15 protein-coding genes are annotated in these 17,222 nt (G+C 68.9%); 9 read left to right on the top strand and 6 right to left on the bottom strand.

What is annotated here, in order from left to right:
- Positions 1-420 precede the first annotated feature (420 nt).
- Together DDJ31_RS00070 and DDJ31_RS00065 are read right to left on the bottom strand one after the other, a co-directional pair.
- Complete coding sequence (locus DDJ31_RS00070; protein ID WP_127182365.1) at positions 421-1,749, bottom strand: DNA/RNA helicase domain-containing protein; 1,329 nt, start codon at positions 1,747-1,749, stop codon at positions 421-423.
- Between the two features lie 58 nt (positions 1,750-1,807).
- Positions 1,808-2,647 (bottom strand): class I SAM-dependent methyltransferase, encoded by an 840-nt coding sequence (locus DDJ31_RS00065; protein ID WP_127182366.1) that lies wholly within the window; start codon positions 2,645-2,647, stop codon positions 1,808-1,810.
- A gap of 151 nt (positions 2,648-2,798) precedes the next feature.
- Here DDJ31_RS00065 and DDJ31_RS00060 point away from each other — a divergent pair, with 151 nt between their 5' ends.
- Positions 2,799-3,599 (top strand): methyltransferase domain-containing protein, encoded by an 801-nt coding sequence (locus tag DDJ31_RS00060; protein WP_164785081.1) that lies wholly within the window; start codon positions 2,799-2,801, stop codon positions 3,597-3,599.
- A gap of 94 nt (positions 3,600-3,693) precedes the next feature.
- On the opposite strand, the gene DDJ31_RS00055 is transcribed toward DDJ31_RS00060, so the two are convergent.
- The 4 genes from DDJ31_RS00055 to DDJ31_RS00040 all read right to left on the bottom strand — a co-directional run bounded on the left by DDJ31_RS00055 (position 3,694) and on the right by DDJ31_RS00040 (position 8,984).
- A complete protein-coding gene (locus tag DDJ31_RS00055) occupies positions 3,694-4,977 on the bottom strand; it encodes an MFS transporter (protein WP_240678348.1) in 1,284 nt (427 codons plus the stop codon).
- Positions 4,978-5,238: 261 nt separating this feature from the next.
- Positions 5,239-6,432, bottom strand: coding sequence for a hypothetical protein (locus tag DDJ31_RS00050; protein WP_127182368.1), 1,194 nt, complete (start codon positions 6,430-6,432; stop codon positions 5,239-5,241).
- Between the two features lie 45 nt (positions 6,433-6,477).
- Positions 6,478-7,824 carry a DUF6002 family protein gene (locus DDJ31_RS00045; protein WP_240678349.1) on the bottom strand — a complete coding sequence of 449 codons (1,347 nt, stop codon included), beginning with the start codon at positions 7,822-7,824 and terminating at the stop codon, positions 6,478-6,480.
- A 92-nt stretch (positions 7,825-7,916) separates the two neighbouring features.
- A complete protein-coding gene (locus tag DDJ31_RS00040; RefSeq protein WP_240678350.1) occupies positions 7,917-8,984 on the bottom strand; it encodes an acetylserotonin O-methyltransferase in 1,068 nt (355 codons plus the stop codon).
- Between the two features lie 268 nt (positions 8,985-9,252).
- Between DDJ31_RS00040 and DDJ31_RS00035 the strand changes: the two genes are divergently transcribed.
- From DDJ31_RS00035 to DDJ31_RS00005, 8 genes are all read left to right on the top strand, one after another.
- Positions 9,253-10,125 carry a glycine amidinotransferase gene (locus tag DDJ31_RS00035; protein ID WP_346656300.1) on the top strand — a complete coding sequence of 291 codons (873 nt, stop codon included), beginning with the start codon at positions 9,253-9,255 and terminating at the stop codon, positions 10,123-10,125.
- Between the two features lie 3 nt (positions 10,126-10,128).
- Positions 10,129-10,407, top strand: coding sequence for a hypothetical protein (locus DDJ31_RS39800; RefSeq protein ID WP_346656301.1), 279 nt, complete (start codon positions 10,129-10,131; stop codon positions 10,405-10,407).
- 25 nt (positions 10,408-10,432) lie between these two features.
- Complete coding sequence (locus DDJ31_RS00030; protein ID WP_127182370.1) at positions 10,433-12,229, top strand: AMP-binding protein; 1,797 nt, start codon at positions 10,433-10,435, stop codon at positions 12,227-12,229.
- Between the two features lie 10 nt (positions 12,230-12,239).
- Positions 12,240-13,016 (top strand): thioesterase II family protein, encoded by a 777-nt coding sequence (locus tag DDJ31_RS00025; protein ID WP_127182371.1) that lies wholly within the window; start codon positions 12,240-12,242, stop codon positions 13,014-13,016.
- Positions 13,013-14,401, top strand: coding sequence for an enoyl-CoA hydratase/isomerase family protein (locus tag DDJ31_RS00020; RefSeq protein WP_127182372.1), 1,389 nt, complete (start codon positions 13,013-13,015; stop codon positions 14,399-14,401). The genes DDJ31_RS00025 and DDJ31_RS00020 overlap by 4 nt, the downstream gene beginning before the upstream one ends.
- Before the next feature lie 38 nt (positions 14,402-14,439).
- Positions 14,440-15,546 carry a pyruvate dehydrogenase (acetyl-transferring) E1 component subunit alpha gene (gene pdhA / locus DDJ31_RS00015; protein ID WP_127182373.1) on the top strand — a complete coding sequence of 369 codons (1,107 nt, stop codon included), beginning with the start codon at positions 14,440-14,442 and terminating at the stop codon, positions 15,544-15,546.
- A 1-nt stretch (position 15,547) separates the two neighbouring features.
- Positions 15,548-16,564: an alpha-ketoacid dehydrogenase subunit beta gene (locus DDJ31_RS00010; RefSeq protein WP_127182374.1), complete on the top strand. Its 1,017-nt coding sequence runs from the start codon at positions 15,548-15,550 to the stop codon at positions 16,562-16,564.
- A partial coding sequence (locus DDJ31_RS00005) for a biotin/lipoyl-containing protein (protein WP_171480752.1) occupies positions 16,561-17,222 on the top strand: 662 nt, incomplete at its 3' end. The genes DDJ31_RS00010 and DDJ31_RS00005, both read left to right, overlap by 4 nt.

Raw genomic sequence — 17,222 nt, 5'->3', positions numbered from 1 at the left:
CGACGATCACATGGCCGAAGCTCCAGGTGCGGTCGGCCGCCGCCTGCTCGGCGAGGGTGCGCAGATCTTCCGTCCGCTGTAGCTCGGCGAGGTACTCGGCATCGATCAGCTCGTTCACCCCCAGCCGCTCGGCCGCACCGGGATTGTCGTCCTCACCGGCCCGTGAGCCGCTTGAGATATCCAGCACGCCCTGCGCGTACTCGATGTCCTTGGCCCGGCGCCGAGCCTTCCTCTCCTCGTCGATTCGGTTGTCCTGCCCCAGCAGCTCTGCCGCCTCGTCCAACAACGGGACGTCGGACGCCGTCCACTCGCCCCCGGCCGCCCGGAGCAGGGCTGCCCGCTCGCAGTCGGTCAGCTGTGGCGCCACCTCGGCCAGGAAGTTGGTGTCTGTATACAGCTCGGTCAGCAGCTGTTCGGGGGTCAACTCGGGCCACAGCGCGTCGAGATGCTGCTGCACGTGCGGGTCCTCGGGGAGTGCCATAAGCCAGTGGTCTTTCGATGCGGCGATGTCGCGTAGTTTTTGTTCGGCCGTACCGGTGATCGGCGTCCCTCGCCGAAGACGCTGATGATGTCGGCGGCCACATCCCGATCGAGCTGGGCGTGGTCGATGTGCTCAGCCAGTTCCTTGTCAAACTGCGCTTCGATATCGGTGATCGTATAGGAGAGCTGACGGGCGATCTCGTCGATCACCGCCTGGCAGAATACCGGCCGGGCCAGGTTGTGCGGAAGCCGGGTGTCACGTGCCCGTTCGACCGCCTCGGCGAGGAAGTCCAGCCCCAGTTCGATCAGTTCTCCGCCGATCACGGTTCTGATCGGCTTGCGCACCGCGGCCTCGTGTGCACGGACGGCCGCAGCAACCACGTCAGCCATCACCAGCCGGCCCTTGACCTTGGCAGCGGCGTCGGTCTCGGCCCGCGTGGCCGTTGTACCGGGGAAGAGCTCTCCCACAGTGGTCAGTAGCACGTTGGTCTCGCCGAGGCCAGGCAGTACCTGGCGGACGTAGCTGAGGAAGACCGGATTCGGACCCAGGACAAGGACGCCGCGACGGTCCAGCCGCGGGTGGGTGTAGAGCAGATAGGCGGCGCGGTGCAGGGCGACGACCGTCTTGCCGGTGCCCGGTCCGCCCTGGACCACCAGCACACCGGTGTGCGGGGAGCGGATGATCCGGTCCTGTTCCGCCTGCAGGGTTGCCACGATGTCGTGCATCCGGCCCGTGCGTTCGGCCTGGAGCGCCGCCAACAAGGCCGCTTCGCCGTTCAGCTGGACATAACCGGCGAACTCGGCGGCAGCGTCTTTGAGTAACTCGTCGTCGACGCGCACCACGCGCCGCCTCCGGGTGTGCAGATACCGCCGGAACGCCACGCCCTGGGGGGTCGCGGCTGTGGCGGTGTAGAAGGCGCGGGCCGCCGGCGCCCGCCAATCGACCAGTGGGGGATGCGCGTCGAGCTCCTCGTCGCGCAGACCGATGCGTCCGATGTACAGGCGATAGCCGCCCTCCATGTCGATCCGCCCGAGGCACAGGCCCTCCTCGGCGGCGTCATGCTGGGCGGCCTGCTGCGCGAGCCGTCGCACCTCCACATCGGTCTCCAGCCGCGCTTGCGCGGAGCCGCTGCGTCTGCGCAATGTGCCCGCGAGGGACTTCCGTAAGGCCGCACGCTGTGTGTCCAGGGCGCCGTAGAGCCGGTTCAGATGCTGTTGTTCTCGCTGGACCTCGGGGCTGGCAGACGTCGCGTCGGATGGCTGGTGCACACTTGCTCCAGGTAGGAGGCAGCGTGGGCATGGGGCATGCACACGCGCGAGGACGATGTCAGTCGGGGGAATCGCTACGCAGCCGATAGACGGCGATGCGGTTGTTGCTGTCGTCGGTGAGGGGACGCTCGCTCCAGTCGGTGTACTCCGCGACCCGCTCGAAGCCGGCCCGCTCGGCCAGAGCGTCGAGCTGTGCCGGGGATTGGTAGTGGAAGCGGAGCGACCTGAGCCGGACGTTTCCGGGCGTTTCGACGATCATCCGCTGCACCCACAGCACCTGCTCCTCCAGGACCCAGTTCCTGGCCGTCGTCTCCAGCCGACTGCCGGAGACATGCGTTGCGATGGGACCCTGGAGCGTCGAGGAGGCCGGCGGATGCGGGACGAACGCCTCGACCACCAGGCCGCCGCCGGGCTCCAGCAGCCGGGCGGCGCTGGTCAGCATGGCCTCCTGGGCAGCTGAATCGCCCACCTGGAAGAGAGAGTTGAAGGTGACATAGGCGAGCGAGAAGGTCTCGTCCAGCGCCACCTCGGTGCAGTCCTGGAGGATGGCGGCGACTGACACCGAGGCGGAACGCGCCCGCTCGGTCATGACCTCCAGCATGGCCGGGGCGTTGTCCACTCCCGTCACGCCGACGCCGCGGGAGGCCAGCGGCACCGCGATCCGCCCGACTCCGCAGCACAGGTCGAGGTAGGTCCCGTCGGATCCCCCATACTTCAGCAGAAAATTGACGACTTCTTCATTGTTTTCACGGTTCGCATAGCGGTCGGCATATTGCTTTGCCCATTGCTCATCGAATCCGCTCGGCGCTTCACTGGCGTCTGTACTGTTTTTCCGGAATGAGTTCAAGAGCTCAGCCTCTGTCTCGATTCGGGTATTAGTAAGCCAGTCGTCCACCATTGTGTAAATCCATGATTCGGGTGGTCAATATGGCCTCGATGTGTCGTATGTCACGTCAGTCAAGGGTGGATGTTGTTGCAAGCAATCAGGGTATGTGCTTCGATACTTTGACGCCCCAAGCATGCATTGCCCATCCATCATAGGAGCCGCGGTGAGCATTCCGGGAAGTTTCGATGGCAGTGTCGTCCAGGACGCAAAAAGCCAGCAAAGGATATCGGGCGGAGAGGTTCAGGACCTTGACCTCGAGAAGGTGGACGGAGAATTATCTGCCAGCCTCGCGTCATGGAGCTTCGGCGGTACGGTCTATCGCAGTTTCGACGAACACATCACGCGCAGCGTACCGATGTACTCGGAATGTCATGAGCTGATCCTCTCGCTGTCGGACTTCTTCGTCCGTCCGGACAGTATCGTCTACGAGCTGGGCAGTGCCACAGGCGTTCTCACAGCTCAGCTGGCCCAGCGCCACGCCAGCAAGCTGCGCCGCATCATCGGGATCGACATCGAGCAGTCGATGGTGACCGAGGCTGAGCGGCGGTACGGGAATCCCTCTGTCGTCCAGTTCGTCGAGGCCGACGTCAGGTCGTACAAGTTCGAACCCAGCGACTTCGTGGTCTCGTACTACACCCTGCAATTCCTGCGTCCCGAGGAACGCCACCACGTCATCAAAGCAGTGTGCGAAAAGATGGCCCGCGGCGGCGCCTTCGTCCTGTTCGAGAAAGTGCGGGAACGGGATGGCAGACTCCAGGATCTAGTGGATCAGCTGTATGCGGACTACAAGCTCGGCAACGGATTCGAGCCGACGGAGATTCTCGCCAAGACGAGAAGTCTGCGATCCGTCCTGGAGCCCTCCACATCCGCGGAGAACATCGCGGCGCTCCGGGAGGCGGGATTCAGCGTGGTCGGCCTGATACATAAGGGCCTCTGCTTCGAAGGATACCTGGCCATCAAATAGAGGAGGGATGGCTGAACGGCTTCATTACCTGCATCTACCAGTCGGGTGCCCACCCCCCCTCCTGGCCGTCGGCGCGCCGGAGCTGCCATAGCCGCTACGCCCCTTGCCCCGGCCGCAGCCACCGGCGCGCCTGAACACCCCAGACCAGCACGGCCGCCAGGGCGATCGAGACGACGGCCGTGGACATCCCGGCCTGGATGCCGACCCGCACCGTGAGCGTGCTGGCCACCAGGGCGCCGAGCGGGACACCTAGGCCCGAGGAGAGCATCCGACGCGTCGTGTTGACCCGGCCCTGCAGCTCGGACGGCGTCACTTCCTGGGAGTACGTCATCGTGTTCACCAGGACGACGAGGTAGGCCGATCCCCACACGGTCAGCGCGACCAGCGTGATCCGCCAGTCGGAGGTGAGGACGACCACCAGGCCCAGCAGCGCTCCGAGCGGGAGCACCCCCAGCAGCAGGGGGACGGCCTCGAAGCGGCGTCGCAGCCGGGGCAACAGGAACGACCCGCCGATGCCTCCGGCGCTCCACGCCATGTACAGCAGGCCGATCCGTCCGTCGGATCCGTGGATGCCCAGCACCCGGTCGGCGAAGACGACAAGCTGTCCGATGATGGCGCCGCCGGAGAACGACTGCAGGGTGCCGACCACGGTCATGAGGCGCAGCGTCGGGTGGTGGTAGAGGAAGTGCAGCCCCTCCCGGATGGACTCCTTGAACCCCGGCCGCTTCGCCGCCGTCGGCCTCTCGGGCCAGGTGACGGTGCGTGCGACGGCCCTGAGGAGCAGGGCGGACACGGCGAAGGACAGGGCGTCGAGCGCCAGTGTGCCGGCGGGGCGGAAGACGACGATCAGGCCGCCCGCCACCGCGTTCCCCGCGATGCGTACGACCGTCTGCGCGCCGTAGATGGAGCTGTTGGCCTCGGTCAGCTTGTCCTTGCCGACGATGTCGGGGACGAAGCCGTACACGCCCGCCTCGAAGAAGAGGGTGAGGCTGGCCGAGGCGAGGGCCACGAAGAGGACCTGCCCGCCGGTCAGGACGCCCAGCGCGGAGGCGAGGGGGATGGTGGCGATGCAGGCGGCGTTGAGCCAGTCGGTAACGATCATCAGGCGGCGCCGGTCCATCCGGTCCGCGACAGTGCCGGCGATCAGCCCGAAGACCACATAGGGCAGGGTCGCGGCGGCCGCCACCAGGGAGACCATCAGGGGTGAGCCGGTCTCCTGGAAGGTCAGCACCGGCAGGGCCACCGTGGTGACCGCGGAGCCCAGCCCGGAGATCGCGCGCGAGAGCCAGAACCGGCGGAAACCGGGCACACGGCGCAGCGGGATCGGCGGCGCCTCGGGCGTCGGGTCGTTGACGTCTTTCTGGGGGAGGGAGGTCATGGGCTTCGGCGCGTCCTTTCAAGGGGGGAAACGGGTGACACCCCATCAGCCGGGCGCTGATGGGGTGTCACATGACATACGAAATGTGCGTACCGCACGACATACGAAGGATGTTGAGTGGTACGCGAAGGTGTGAGGTGAAGCGAGAAAGCCGGTTTCGTGAGATGGAACGCTGCCAGCCCGACGACCGCTCACCCTGCCCCTGGAAGCGGCCGACAACGAGCAGACCGTGGGAGAGGGGGATTCCGGAAGCTGAGGGAATCATAGCTTGCGGCGACCAGGCCGGTACAGACGGTCCTGTGCGGTGGGAGCCAGGAACGCGTCGAGGTCGACGTGCCGGATGCCCTCGACGCCGGGAGACTTGGCCGAGTACTCCAGGCGGGGCGGCCGTTCGGCGTCCTGGAAGTAGACCGCCTCCAGCTGGCCCCGAGGGGTTTCGGCGAGCAGCGGGTTGGCGGCCAGGAAGTCCCGCACCGCGGGTGTGTCCCGCCGTACGTGGAACCAGAGCCGTTTGGCGCCGAAGTGGTTGGGCGGTTGGATCACCCGGGTGCCGAACCGTCGCTTCCACTGGTACGTCCCCTTGCTGAGGAAGGGTTCGGTGCCCTGGAAGTCGAGCCGGCGCACGCCGTTTCGGGCCGACCAGTCGATCAGGAAGTGGTAGATGGCCTTGAACGCGCCGCTGCTGTAGTGCTGTTGGGTGCCGTCGGCCACGCCCAGCAGGCGCAGTGTCAGCACCCGACCGACGCGGTCCCAGTGGCACAGAGCCCCGCCGACTCGCTCACCGTCCTGGGACAGCACGAACATCCGGCCGGTGCGGAAGAGGCACTCGTAGGCCACGTCCTTGGCCTCGGTCCGCTCGCGCGTGCCGTGGCGCCGAAACATGGTCGGGCGGTAGTAGCGGTCGTAGAAGACGTCGAACCACTCAGGGCTGCTGTCCAGGTCCCAACTCCACCGGTGGGCACGGCGGATACGGCTGAACTGCTCGCGCTCCCGCTTGGAGATCCGGCGGTGAACCGCTTCCGGACCGTCGTCGAGGTCGACGACGAAGTGCACGCGCATCGGCACGATGAGGGAGGAGCCGGCGGGCAGCCGGCGGGCATGCGCCGCGCTGGTGCCGACGATGACGATATCGGTGTCCGGGAGACGGGCGGGCGAACGGAGTTGGCCGCCCGTCACCTGGCCCTCAGTGCGACGAGCGCTCTCCTTCGTCGCCTGCTCGCGGCGCAGTTCGGTGAACTCCAGGGTGTAGGCGAGCCCTTCGGACAGACCCGAGTAGCCGACCGACACCTCGCCCAGGTCCGAACGGACGGAGGGGAAGACGGCCCCGCCCCGGCTGTCCCACACCGCCCTGACGCGAGTGAGCAGCGGATGGCCGTTGTTGCGCCAGTGATAGCCGGCGTGCATCCGCAGCCGTACGGGGAGCGATGAGCGCGGGGCGGGGCGGGCGTCGGGCACCAGGTCACCTCGTGGGGGTGCGGTCGGTAAGTTGTTCACGGGCTCTTACGGGCAGGCGGTCAGGGTCAGGTCCCGCAGTGCCGCCACGTCCTGGACGTAGTGCACGTCCTGCGCGGTAAGCGCGTCGAAGTCGCCGACGGCGTAGTTGCCGGAAACGTGCACGAGGATGTCGTTCTCAGGGACGAGTTTGCGGTCGATGCCGTTGAGCACGCCGACGACGGCCATCACCAGCGACCACTCGCGCAGCGCCATGGGGTTGGCCGGAAGCCGTGCCCCGGCCTCGGCCAGCAGGGCGCGGACCTGCGCGTAGCGCTGAAGGCACTCGGCCAGCGACACCACGATGCCACCGCCGCCGTCCCGCCGGATCAGCTCGTTCATGCGGGCTGACGTGGGCGGATTGCGGGTGTAGAAGGTGGGATCCAGCTCCTCCGCCGGGTCGAAGGTGACTGCGGGGAAGTGCGGGTCGGCGTCCTGGGTGTACAGCCCGGACCCGGGATCGTATGAGTATGCGGGTGCGTGGCGGGGATCGGTGGAGCCGTCGTGGTAGAGGCTGAGCACCATGTCCGGGGCGCCGAGGTGCTGGACCAGGAAGTAGTGCGGGGCGGGCTCGCGCGTGCCGCTGGGCAGCAGGGTGCGTCCGTAGGCGTGACCGAGCAGCCCGTAGGCGCTGGACACGGCGTGCACATGCAGGCGGGGCTCGTCGCGGTCGGCGGGGAAGAACTCGGCCTCGGCGAGTGCCCGGACCACGTCGGCGGCCAGATAGTTCTCCAGCTGGAGCGTGTACCACAGGCGGGTCTTGCCGTCCTTGGCGACCTCTTCGCCGTGGGTGTCGACGAAGCCGCGCGCGATGTCCTTGACCGCGCCGGGACGCTCCCCGCGCAGCACCCCGACCGGGTTGCGGGTGCGCAGGTACGGGTCGGTGAACAGTTCGCTGCGGCGCAGTTTACCGAGCGCGCCCTCGGGGACGAGGACGACGACGTTGAGCTGGTCGGCCGTCACCAGACCGCAGTCGACAGCGCGCAGCACCGCGTCGCGCATGGCGACGGCCTTGTTGGCTGAGGACGGGGTGACGATGGTGACGCGCTCGTCGGTGTCCTGGATGTGACGCACGGCGCGGGCCACGATGACGAGCGAGGCGAAGGTCTTCGTCGTCATCGTAGCGGGATTGCGGGTCAGGTCCAGCAGCGCCAGCCGCTTGCCACGATAGGAGGGCAGCGAGGTGCGAGCGAGGTCGGAGACCGACAGGTACGAGCGCACCGCGCCGGTGAGGAGGGGAAGCCCGGTTCCCGGCGTGAAGCCCTCGGAGTTCGCGCCAGCTGGCCCGCTCAGTAATGCTTCGAGAGCAGCCTGAATTTTCCCATAGTACCTGGAAAGAGCACTTTCGACGAGCATGTCCCACCCTTCCGGATGTCTTCTCCTCGCGGACTTGGCACGGCCCGCCCGACGCGACGCGGGCCGTGTCGCCGGTCGCCCTTCTGCGGCTTTTATCGGCTCATGGAAGTTCGTTGGGCACTATTTGGTTCCGACGTGGAACCCGTGCTCGAAGGAGAGTTCCGGAACGGTCTTGACGTCGGTGAAACCGGTTTTGCGCAACCATGCCTCGTAGTCCCGGGCGGGATATGCCATTCCCGTGCCGCTGGCGAGGGCGTTGAAGTACAGGCCGAGCCGGGCTCCGAATATGCCCTCCGTCTCGTCGTCCGAGACGTTGTAGTCGTAGACGCATATCCGGCCCCCTCCGGCAGCACGTCGTAGGCCTTCTTTAGAAGCGTCAGGATCTGTTCCTCCGAGAAGATGCCGAGGACATGGCTGAAAAGCACCGCATCGGCACCCGCGGGGAACGGGTCGTCGAAGAATTCGCCGACGTGCAGTTCGATCCGGTCCGGGAAGTTCCCGGCATCCGTGGTGCCGGCGATCCGGCACAGGCTCGGCTGGTCGAAGATGGTCGAGCTCAGCTGCGGGTAGCGCTCAAGGAGCCGAACCGTGGTGGTGCCGTCACCGCCGCCGATGTCGAGCAGACGGGTTACACCGGAGAACTCCTCGCGGTCCACGAGGTCGTCGATCGAAGCGAGCGTGAACGACGCCATTGCCCGGTGGAACAGGCCCTCCAGCTCGGGATTGCGGGTCAGGCGCTTGTGCAGGGTGGGCTCATCGCCGGGGTGGGCCGCCAGGGCGGTGTTGGTGTCGGCCTTGAGGGCTTCGGTGAGGTGGACGAAGGCCGGATAGTAGATCTCTTTCCAGCCGATCAGGGTGTGGGCCCAGCTGTCCGGTGAGTCCGAGGCGAGCAGGTCGGCCGCGACGCGCGAGTTGTGGTACCCCCCGTCGACCCTCTTCAGCCGGCCGACCGCGCACACGCCATGTAGCAGGACGCGCAGCTGATGTGAAGGAAGTTCGGTGAACTTGTGGATTTCCTCGAACTCGGAGCCTGGATGTTCCGACAGGAATTGGAACAGATGGAGCTCTGCGGCCGTGGCGGCCGCGTTGTAGAGCGCCGGCGCGTTCATGAGGAAATAAAACTGCTGGTAGTCCGGGTCGCTCTCTTCGGGGCGGTGCATTTCCTTTCAAGCCTCCATCCGGGGAACGATAGTTCTGGATCCGGTTGAGGTGCTGGTGGGGGTGATGGAACTGTTACCCGCTGTGAGTATTGGGTGATCGATTAGAGGCAGTCAACCACGCCTCGGTGTGACGCAGGTAACATCCGTAGGGCCTCGAAGGCGCCGTTGCGACACACGCGCACCTGTGCTTCCATGGCTCAACGTGTAAGCGCCATCTGTCTTCTTACGTTTTTCTCATCTGATCGGTGGGTGTATGCGTGGATTAGTTGTGCAGCTGAATAGTTTCGATGAATGGTCGCCGCTCAGGGAAGTCATTGTCGGCGGCGCGGAGAATTACGTTTCGCATGAGCGTGAGTTGTCGTTCGAGCTCTTTTTTCACGAAAACATCGCGGGCGACAACCGGTCGGAGTGGTATTATCCCCGGCTGCACTCCCGGGGCTCGAATTCGCCCGGCTCACCCGGTGTCCTGGTCCCCGTCAAACAGCGGTACATCGCCGAGCTCAACGAGGACCTGCAGGGGCTGGCCGACACCCTGACCTCCCTCGGGGTGAGAGTGCACCGGCCGATGGACGTCGACGCTGCGACTGCCGAAGTGCGAACCCCCGCCTGGTCCGCGTCCGTCGTGCCCCCGTTGAACATCCGCGACAACACGCTCATCGCCGGGGACGAGATCATCGAGACCCCGCCGATGATCCGGTCCCGCTACTTCGAGACCCAACTGCTCAAGCCCGTCTTCCAGGAGTACGCCCGGCGCGGCGCCCGTTGGACGGTGATGCCGCGCCCGCTCATGACCGACGCCTCCTTCGACCTGTCGTACGCGCGCACCAGCAGCGCCGGCGGGCCGACCGAGCCGATCGAGGACCCGCGGCCCTCCCCGTACGACGTCGGCCTGGAGATGTTGTTCGACGCGGCCCAGTGCCTGCGGCTCGGCCGGGACATCGTCGTCAACGTCTCCACCGCCAATCACGCCCTCGGCGTCGACTGGCTGGAGCGGCACCTGGAGGGACGGTTCCGGGTGCACCGCATGCACAAACTGACTCAGAGTCATATCGACAGCGTGGTCGTCCCGTTGCGCCCTGGCACGCTGCTGCTGCGCTCGCCGGAGGTGGCCGACTTCCTACCGAAGGCGCTGCGCACCTGAGACGTGATCGTGTTGCCCGCCCCCACCGTCGACGACTACCCGCAGTACGAGAGCGGCGACCCGATCCCGCCCAGCCCGTACATCGACCTCAACGTGCTCTCCGTGGACGAGGAGACCGTCATGGTCAACGACGCCTGCAAGACGCTCATCGCGACGCTCGAAGCGCGCGGGTTCGCCGTCGTGCCGGTGCGCCACCGCCACCGTCGGCTCTTCGGCGGCGGCTTCCACTGCTACACCCTCGACACCGTGCGCACCGGCGGTGCCGAGAACTACCTGGACTGAGGCCACCGACGAGGGAAGCTGACTGATGCGCATAACCTCCGGCCCGGCACCCGCCGCCCTGCTCGGCGACCTCGACCTGGCCGACCCGCACTACTTCGGCACTGGCGACCCGCACCCGGTGTGGACCCACCTGCGCGGCACGGACCCCGTCCACCGGCAGTGCCCCATGGCCGGGCGTCCGGAGTTCTGGGCCGTCACCCGGCACGCGGACGTCTCCCAAGTCCTCGCCCAGCACGAAGAGTTCACCGCTGCCCGCGGCAACATTCTCACCACCCTGGGGCACGAGGCCATCGCGGGCGGGCAGATGCTCGCGGTCACCGACCCGCAGCACCGCCGGCTGAAGGACCCGCTCGCCCCGTACCTGAGCAGCCAGGCGGTGCGCGCCTTCGAACCCGCGCTGCGCGAGCTCGCGCGCCGTCTGCTGGCCGTCGGAGCCACCACCAGGACCTGGGACTTTGCCGCGCAGTCGATGTACTACCCGATCGCGATCGCCGGACTGCTGCTCGGCACCCCTGAGTCCGGCTGGGAGCACCTCAAGCACTACACGTACGCCGCCGTCGCCGAGTCCGACCCGGACTACGCCCCCGCAGACGCCGGCACCGCGTCCGTGCTCAGCCGGGCGCACTCCGAGATCTTCCTCTTCGCGGCGGAGGTGGCCAAGCCCGGCCGCGCGGAGGCCGAGGACCTCATCGGTTCCCTGCTGCGAGCGGCCTACGACGGTGTCCCGCTCACCCGGCAGGAGGTCATCCTCAACGCCTACAGCCTGCTCATCGGAGCCACCGTCACCACCTCGCACGCGGCGATCGCCGGACTGCTCGCCCTGCTGGAGAACCCCGGCGAATACGCCCGCTGGACCTCCACGGGCGACACCGCTGCCCTGGTCGAGGAGATCCTGCGCTGGGCGAGCCTGCTGCCCCACCTGGACGATACCCGGTTCCTACACATGTACGGCCCCACCGAGTGCACGCTGTTCGCCACCGGCCGCCCCATCGAGACCGTCGACACCACCCGGCCCACCATCCCCATCGGCCGCCCCATCGCCAACACCCAGGCCTACGTCCTCGACGAGCAACACCGGCCGGTACCCGTCGGGGTGCCCGGCGAGGGACTGGCCCGCGAGTACCTGGGCCGGCCCGACCTGACCGAGGAGCGCTTCCCGCCCAACCCGTTCGGTCCGCCGGGCAGCCGGATGTACCGGACCGGAGACCTGGCCCGCCTGCTGCCGGAGGGCGAACTGGAGTTCCTCGGCCGCGGTGACGACCAGGTCAAGGTCTGCGGCTACCGCATCGAACTCGGCGAGGTGGACGCCACGCTGGCCGCCCACCCCGAGGTCGGGGCGGTGGCCACCGTGGCGCGCGAGGACGCCCCCGGCGGCCGGGCCCTGGTCTCCTACCTGGTGGGAGAACGGCTGCCGGACGACGCCCAACTACGCGCGTTCGTGGGCTCCCGGCTTCCGTCCTACATGACACCGGCGGCCTTCGTCCGGCTCCCGGAGATGCCGCTCACCGCCAACGGCAAGGTCGACCGCAAGGCCCTGCCCGCACCGGAGTTCTCCTCCGCTGCTGGCCTCGCCGCGCCGGGCGACCCGGTGGAGGAACTGGTGCGCACGGCCGTCGCCGAGACCCTCGGGCTTCACGCCGTGGGCCCCGACGACGAATTCTTCGAGATCGGCGGCAACTCCCTGCTCCCGGTGGACCTGTTCACCCGGCTCCAGACCGCGTTCCCGGCCGACCCGCCGACCCTCGTCGACCTGCTGGAACACCGCACCCCGTCGGCCGTCGCTCGCCTCCTGGCGAAGCGGACGGCGACGGAAGAGACGTAGAGGAGAGCCCGTGGCCCCCAGCCCGACCTCCTGGCTGCTCGGCCCTGCCGAAGGCGCCGCTGAGCAGCGGCTGTTCTGCTTCCCGCACGCGGGCAGCGGCGCGAGCGCGTTCGCCGCCTGGCGCACGCACCTCCCGCAGGGGATCGGGCTGTACGCCGTTCAGCTGCCCGCGCGGGAGAACCGGCTCGGCGACCCGATGCCAGACAGCGTCGAGGAGCTGGCCCGGCAGGCGGCCCGCGCCCTCGGCCCGCTGCTCGGACCGTCGTACACCCTCTTCGGGCACAGCTTCGGCGGGCTGCTCGCTTACGCGCTGGCCAGCGAACTGCGGGCGCTGGGACACCCGTTGCCGCGCGCCCTGCTGATCTCCTCGACCCGGCCCCCGCACCTGCCCGACGACGCACTGCACACCCTCCCCGATGCCGAACTACTCGGCCGCCTGCGGGAGGCTGGCGGCGTGCCCGAACCCCTGCTGCACCACAAGGAGTTCGTGAGCCGGCTGCTCGTCACGCTCCGCACCGACCTGCGGCTCGCCGCCGAGTACCGGCCCGCCCCCGACCCGCTGCCGTGCCCCGTCCGGATCTTTGGCGCCCGTGAGGACCGGGTGGTCCCGCCCGACTGCCTCGACGGCTGGCGGGAGTACGCCGACGGGGACTTCGGCGTCCACGTCGGCGTCGGCGACCTGTTCACCGCGATCACCAGCTCCGTGCCGCCACACCCCCGACCTCCCGGCCCACGCGCCGGGAGCAGTGCCGGAGCGCCGTCCTCACAAGGAGACCTCCGGCCATGACCGCCTCACCCGCCTCCACCAAGCTGCCCATACCCCACCGGGCCGACCACGCCGACCGCCGCCTGCCGCCTCACTTCACCGGCGACCCGGCGGCCGACGCGGAACTGCTGACCCGCCAACTGGCCGCCGACCAGGAACAGTTCGACGCCCTGCCGGACCGATCCGCCCGCACCCCCGCCCAGCAGGAGAAGGCCGCCGCGCTCCAGCACGCGGGCCGCCTGGCCCGCCACCGCTTCCTGCGGCTGCACACCGGCCATGTCCACGACGAGCTGACCGACGGCCGCAGCCGTCCGCTGCGCGTGGACGAACTCGCCTTCGCCGCCGCCGAGCGTTACCCCGGACTGGTGCCTACCCCCGCCCGGATCGCCGCCGACCGGCAGGTGGCCCAGGCGCAGAAGTCGGGGGTCGAGGTCGACCAGGGCATCTTCTTCTCCCACGTGCTGCGGGTACGCGAGTCCGGCGAGCATCTCCTGCTGTCCATGCTTGCGCCCACCGCCCGCGCCCTGGCGCTGCGCACCGAGTTCGAACGGACCGGCCACGCCGACCTGGGGCGGGCCACCGTGCAGCGGGACGGCCGCGTCGCCCACGTGACCATCTGCAACCCGGAGGTCCTCAACGCCGAGGACGACGCGGTGGTCGAGGACCTGGAGACCGCCGTCGACCTGGCGCTCCTCGACGACCGGGTGGCCGTCGGCGTGCTCCGCGGCACCGTCCTGTCCCACCCCCGTCACCGCGGCCGCCGGGCCTTCGGAGCGGGCATCAACCTCACCCACCTGCACCAGGGCAGGATCGGCTTCGTCGACTTCATGCTCCGCCGCGAATTGGGCTACATCCGCAAACTGATGCACGGCCTGCACCTCGAAGCGGCCCACGACGAGCTGCTCGGCCCGACGGGCGGCAAGCCGTGGATCGGCGCCGTCGACAGCTTCGCGATCGGCGGCGCCGCACAGGTCGCGCTGGTCCTGGACCGGGTCATCGCCGCCTCGGACGCCTATTTCTCCCTGCCCGCGCTCAACGAGGGCATCGTGCCGGGCGCGGCGAACCTGCGCCTGGGGCGCCTGGTGGGCGACCGCATGGCCCACCGCATGATCTTCTTCGGGCAGGAGATCGCCGCCGACTCCCCGGCGGCGCTCACCCTGTGCGACGAGGTCGTCGCGCCCGAGGCCGTCGACGCGGCGGTGGCGGCCGCGGCCGCCCGGCTGGACGATCCTGCCGTACTGAGCAACCGGCGCATGAGCCGGCTGGGGCAGGAGTCCAACGACGCCTTTCGCGTCTACATGAGCCGGTACGCGCTGGAGCAGTCCGTGCGGCTCCACAGCCCGGACGTGGTGGCGAAGCTGGAACGCACGTGGCTCAACCGCAGGCGGCGGCCTTCCGTCGGCTGAGGCGCCCCAGACCAGTCCAAGAAAGCGAGCGTGCGCAGATGTCCGCGACACTCCCACCGCAGACCGTCCAGGCCATGCTGCCTGCCCCGGCCCCCGTATGCTTCGTCACCGAATCGGGCAAGGCCGCCGAGGCGCCGGCCGACTACCCCGCACCCTCGGATGAACTGCTGCGCGAGGCCTACCGGCGGATGGTCGTGGGACGGCGCTACGACGAGCAGGCCACGGCGCTGGCCAAACAGGGTCGGCTCGCCGTCTACCCGTCCAGCCGCGGCCAGGAGGCATGCCAGATCGGCGCCGCCCTCGCCCTGCGGGAACACGACTGGCTCGTCCCGACCTACCGGGACAGCGTCGCCGTCCACGCCCGTGGCGTAGACCCCGTCCAGGTGCTGACCCTGCTGCGCGGCGACTGGCACTGCGGCTACGATCCGGCGGCGACCCGGGTGGCACCCCAGTGCACTCCGCTGGCCACCCAACTGCTGCACGCCACCGGGATGGCGGACGGGATGCGGAGAAAGGGCGAGGACGGCGTGGTGCTGGCCCTCGTCGGGGACGGTGGTACCAGCGAGGGCGATTTCCACGAGGCGCTGAACTTCGCGGCCGTGTTCCGTGCCCCCGTGGTGTTCCTCGTGCAGAACAACCAGTACGCGATCTCCGTGCCGCTCGCCCGGCAGACCGCCGCACCGGCCCTGGCGTACAAGGGCATCGGCTACGGGGTGCACGCCGAGCAGGTGGACGGCAACGACGTGATGGCGGTGCTCGCCGTGATGACGGCAGCAGTCGACCACGCCCGCCGCGGGGACGGGCCCGTTCTGGTGGAGGCCCAGACCTACCGCGTAGAGCCGCACACCGACTCCGACGACCCCAGCCGCTACCGGGACGAGGAGGAGACCCTCCGATGGGCCGCGGCCGATCCTGTACGCCGACTGGAGACCTACCTTCGCGACCGCGAGGTGCTCACCGAACGGGATGTCGAGACCGCCCAGGCCGAGGGCGAGGCGGTCGCCGCCGACGTACGCGGACGCATCGACCTCGATCAGACGCCCGACCCGCTCGCCCTCTTCGACCACGTCTACGCCGAACCTACCCCCCAACTCCTCGAACAGCGCGATCAGTTGGCCGCCGAGATGAAGGAACGGGAGGACTGAGATGGCCGTCGTCACCCTGGCGAAGGCCCTCAACATGGCGCTGCGGGACGCGCTGCGCCAGGACGAGCGCGTGCTGGTCCTCGGCGAGGACGTGGGACGGCTCGGCGGTGTCTTCCGCGTCACCGACGGCCTGACCGGCGAGTTCGGCGAGCAGCGCTGCTTCGACACCCCGCTGGCCGAGTCCGGCATCGTCGGCTACGCCGTCGGTCTCGCGACGGAGGGCTTCCGGCCCGTGGTGGAGATCCAGTTCGATGCCTTCGCCTATCCGGCGTTCGAGCAGATCGCCTCCCACGTGGCCAAGTTGCGCAACCGCACCCGGGGCCGGCTGGCGCTGCCCATGGTGATCCGAATCCCCTACGGCGGCGGAATCGGCGGGGTCGAGCACCACAGCGACTCCAGCGAGGCGTACTACGCGCACACACCCGGCCTGAAGGTCGCCACTCCGGCGACCGCCGAGGACGCCTACTGGCTGCTGCGGGACGCGGTCCACAGCTCCGACCCCGTGGTGTTCATGGAGCCGAAGAAGCTGTACTGGTCCGAGGAGGACGCAGACCTGGACCGTCGCCGCGTGGCGCACTTCGGCCGGGCGGTGGTCCGGCGCCAGGGGCGCGATGCCACGCTGGTCGCCTACGGACCCGCGGTTCCGGTGGCGCTCGACGCGGCGGCGCAAGCCGCGCGGGAGGGCATCGAACTGGAGGTCGTGGACCTGCGCACGCTCGTGCCGTTCGACGACGAGACGGTGTCGGCGTCCGTACGACGCACCGGGCGCTGTGTGGTCGTCCAGGAGGCGCAGGGGTTCGCGGGCGTCGGCGCCGAGGTCGTCGCACGCGTGCAGGAGCGCTGCTTCCACTCGCTGGAGGCTCCCGTCCTGCGCGTCAGCGGCTTCGACATCCCCTACCCGCCGCCGAAGCTGGAACACGCCCACCTGCCAGGGGTGCACCGGGTGCTGGACGCCGTCCACCGGCTCCAGTACGACGACGAGCCCGACGTACGGCATCTCGACCGGGGAGTCGCATGACCACGGCCACGCATCACCGGGTCTTCACCTTGCCCGACCTCGGCGAAGGCCTCACCGAGGCCGAAATCGTCGCTTGGCGGGTTGCCGTCGGCTCCACCGTCGAGGTCGATCAGGTCGTAGTCGAGGTCGAAACGGTGAAGGCGGCCGTCGAGATACCGGTGCCGTACGCCGGAACCGTCCTGGAGCTCCACGCCGGCGTCGGCACGGTTCTCGCCGTAGGCGCGCCGCTGGTCTCCGTCGCGGGAGCCACAGCCTCGCCTTCTCGGGCCGGTGGGGGTACACGACCGTCGGCGGGGGAGGCGGGTGGTGAGCGACTTCCGGTGGGGGAGGTCGACGGTGGTCAACTCCTGCTCGGGGAGGCCGAGGTCGTGCAACCGTCGGTCGGGAGCGGTCGTGTCCTCGTCGGCTACGGGACGAGTGCGGGTCCGGTCGGCCGCCAGCCACGTGCGGGAGGCGCCTCTGGATCGTCGCGGTCGGCCCGTGGCGCGCCGCCTTCCCGGGGCGGGCAGACCGACGGGGGCGGGGGGACGGCCGCGCCGCTGGTGATCTCTCCGCTGGTCCGCTCGCTCGCGCGCAGACACGGCGTCGACGTCGCCCGGCTCACTCCGAGCGGGCCGCACGGAGTCCTGGTGCGCCGTGACGTCGAGGAGGCCATCGC

Origin of the sequence: Streptomyces griseoviridis (assembly GCF_005222485.1) — a bacterium.
GTDB classification, from domain to species: Bacteria; Actinomycetota; Actinomycetes; order Streptomycetales; family Streptomycetaceae; genus Streptomyces; species Streptomyces hintoniae.
The sequence above is the reverse complement of the archived record's forward strand: the minus strand, read 5'-3'. Positions and strand labels throughout refer to the sequence as shown.

Bases quoted from the DNA above. Each gene is read 5' to 3' on its own strand.
- DDJ31_RS00055 (WP_240678348.1), bottom strand. From the start codon at position 4,977: ATGACCTCCCTCCCCCAGAAAGACGTCAACGACCCGACGCCCGAGGCG.
- DDJ31_RS00030 (WP_127182370.1), top strand. From the start codon at position 10,433: ATGCGCATAACCTCCGGCCCGGCACCCGCCGCCCTGCTCGGCGACCTC.
- DDJ31_RS00065 (WP_127182366.1), bottom strand. From the start codon at position 2,647: ATGGTGGACGACTGGCTTACTAATACCCGAATCGAGACAGAGGCTGAG.
- DDJ31_RS00040 (WP_240678350.1), bottom strand. From the start codon at position 8,984: ATGCACCGCCCCGAAGAGAGCGACCCGGACTACCAGCAGTTTTATTTC.
- DDJ31_RS00045 (WP_240678349.1), bottom strand. From the start codon at position 7,824: ATGCTCGTCGAAAGTGCTCTTTCCAGGTACTATGGGAAAATTCAGGCT.
- pdhA (WP_127182373.1), top strand. From the start codon at position 14,440: ATGTCCGCGACACTCCCACCGCAGACCGTCCAGGCCATGCTGCCTGCC.
- DDJ31_RS00010 (WP_127182374.1), top strand. From the start codon at position 15,548: ATGGCCGTCGTCACCCTGGCGAAGGCCCTCAACATGGCGCTGCGGGAC.
- DDJ31_RS00020 (WP_127182372.1), top strand. From the start codon at position 13,013: ATGACCGCCTCACCCGCCTCCACCAAGCTGCCCATACCCCACCGGGCC.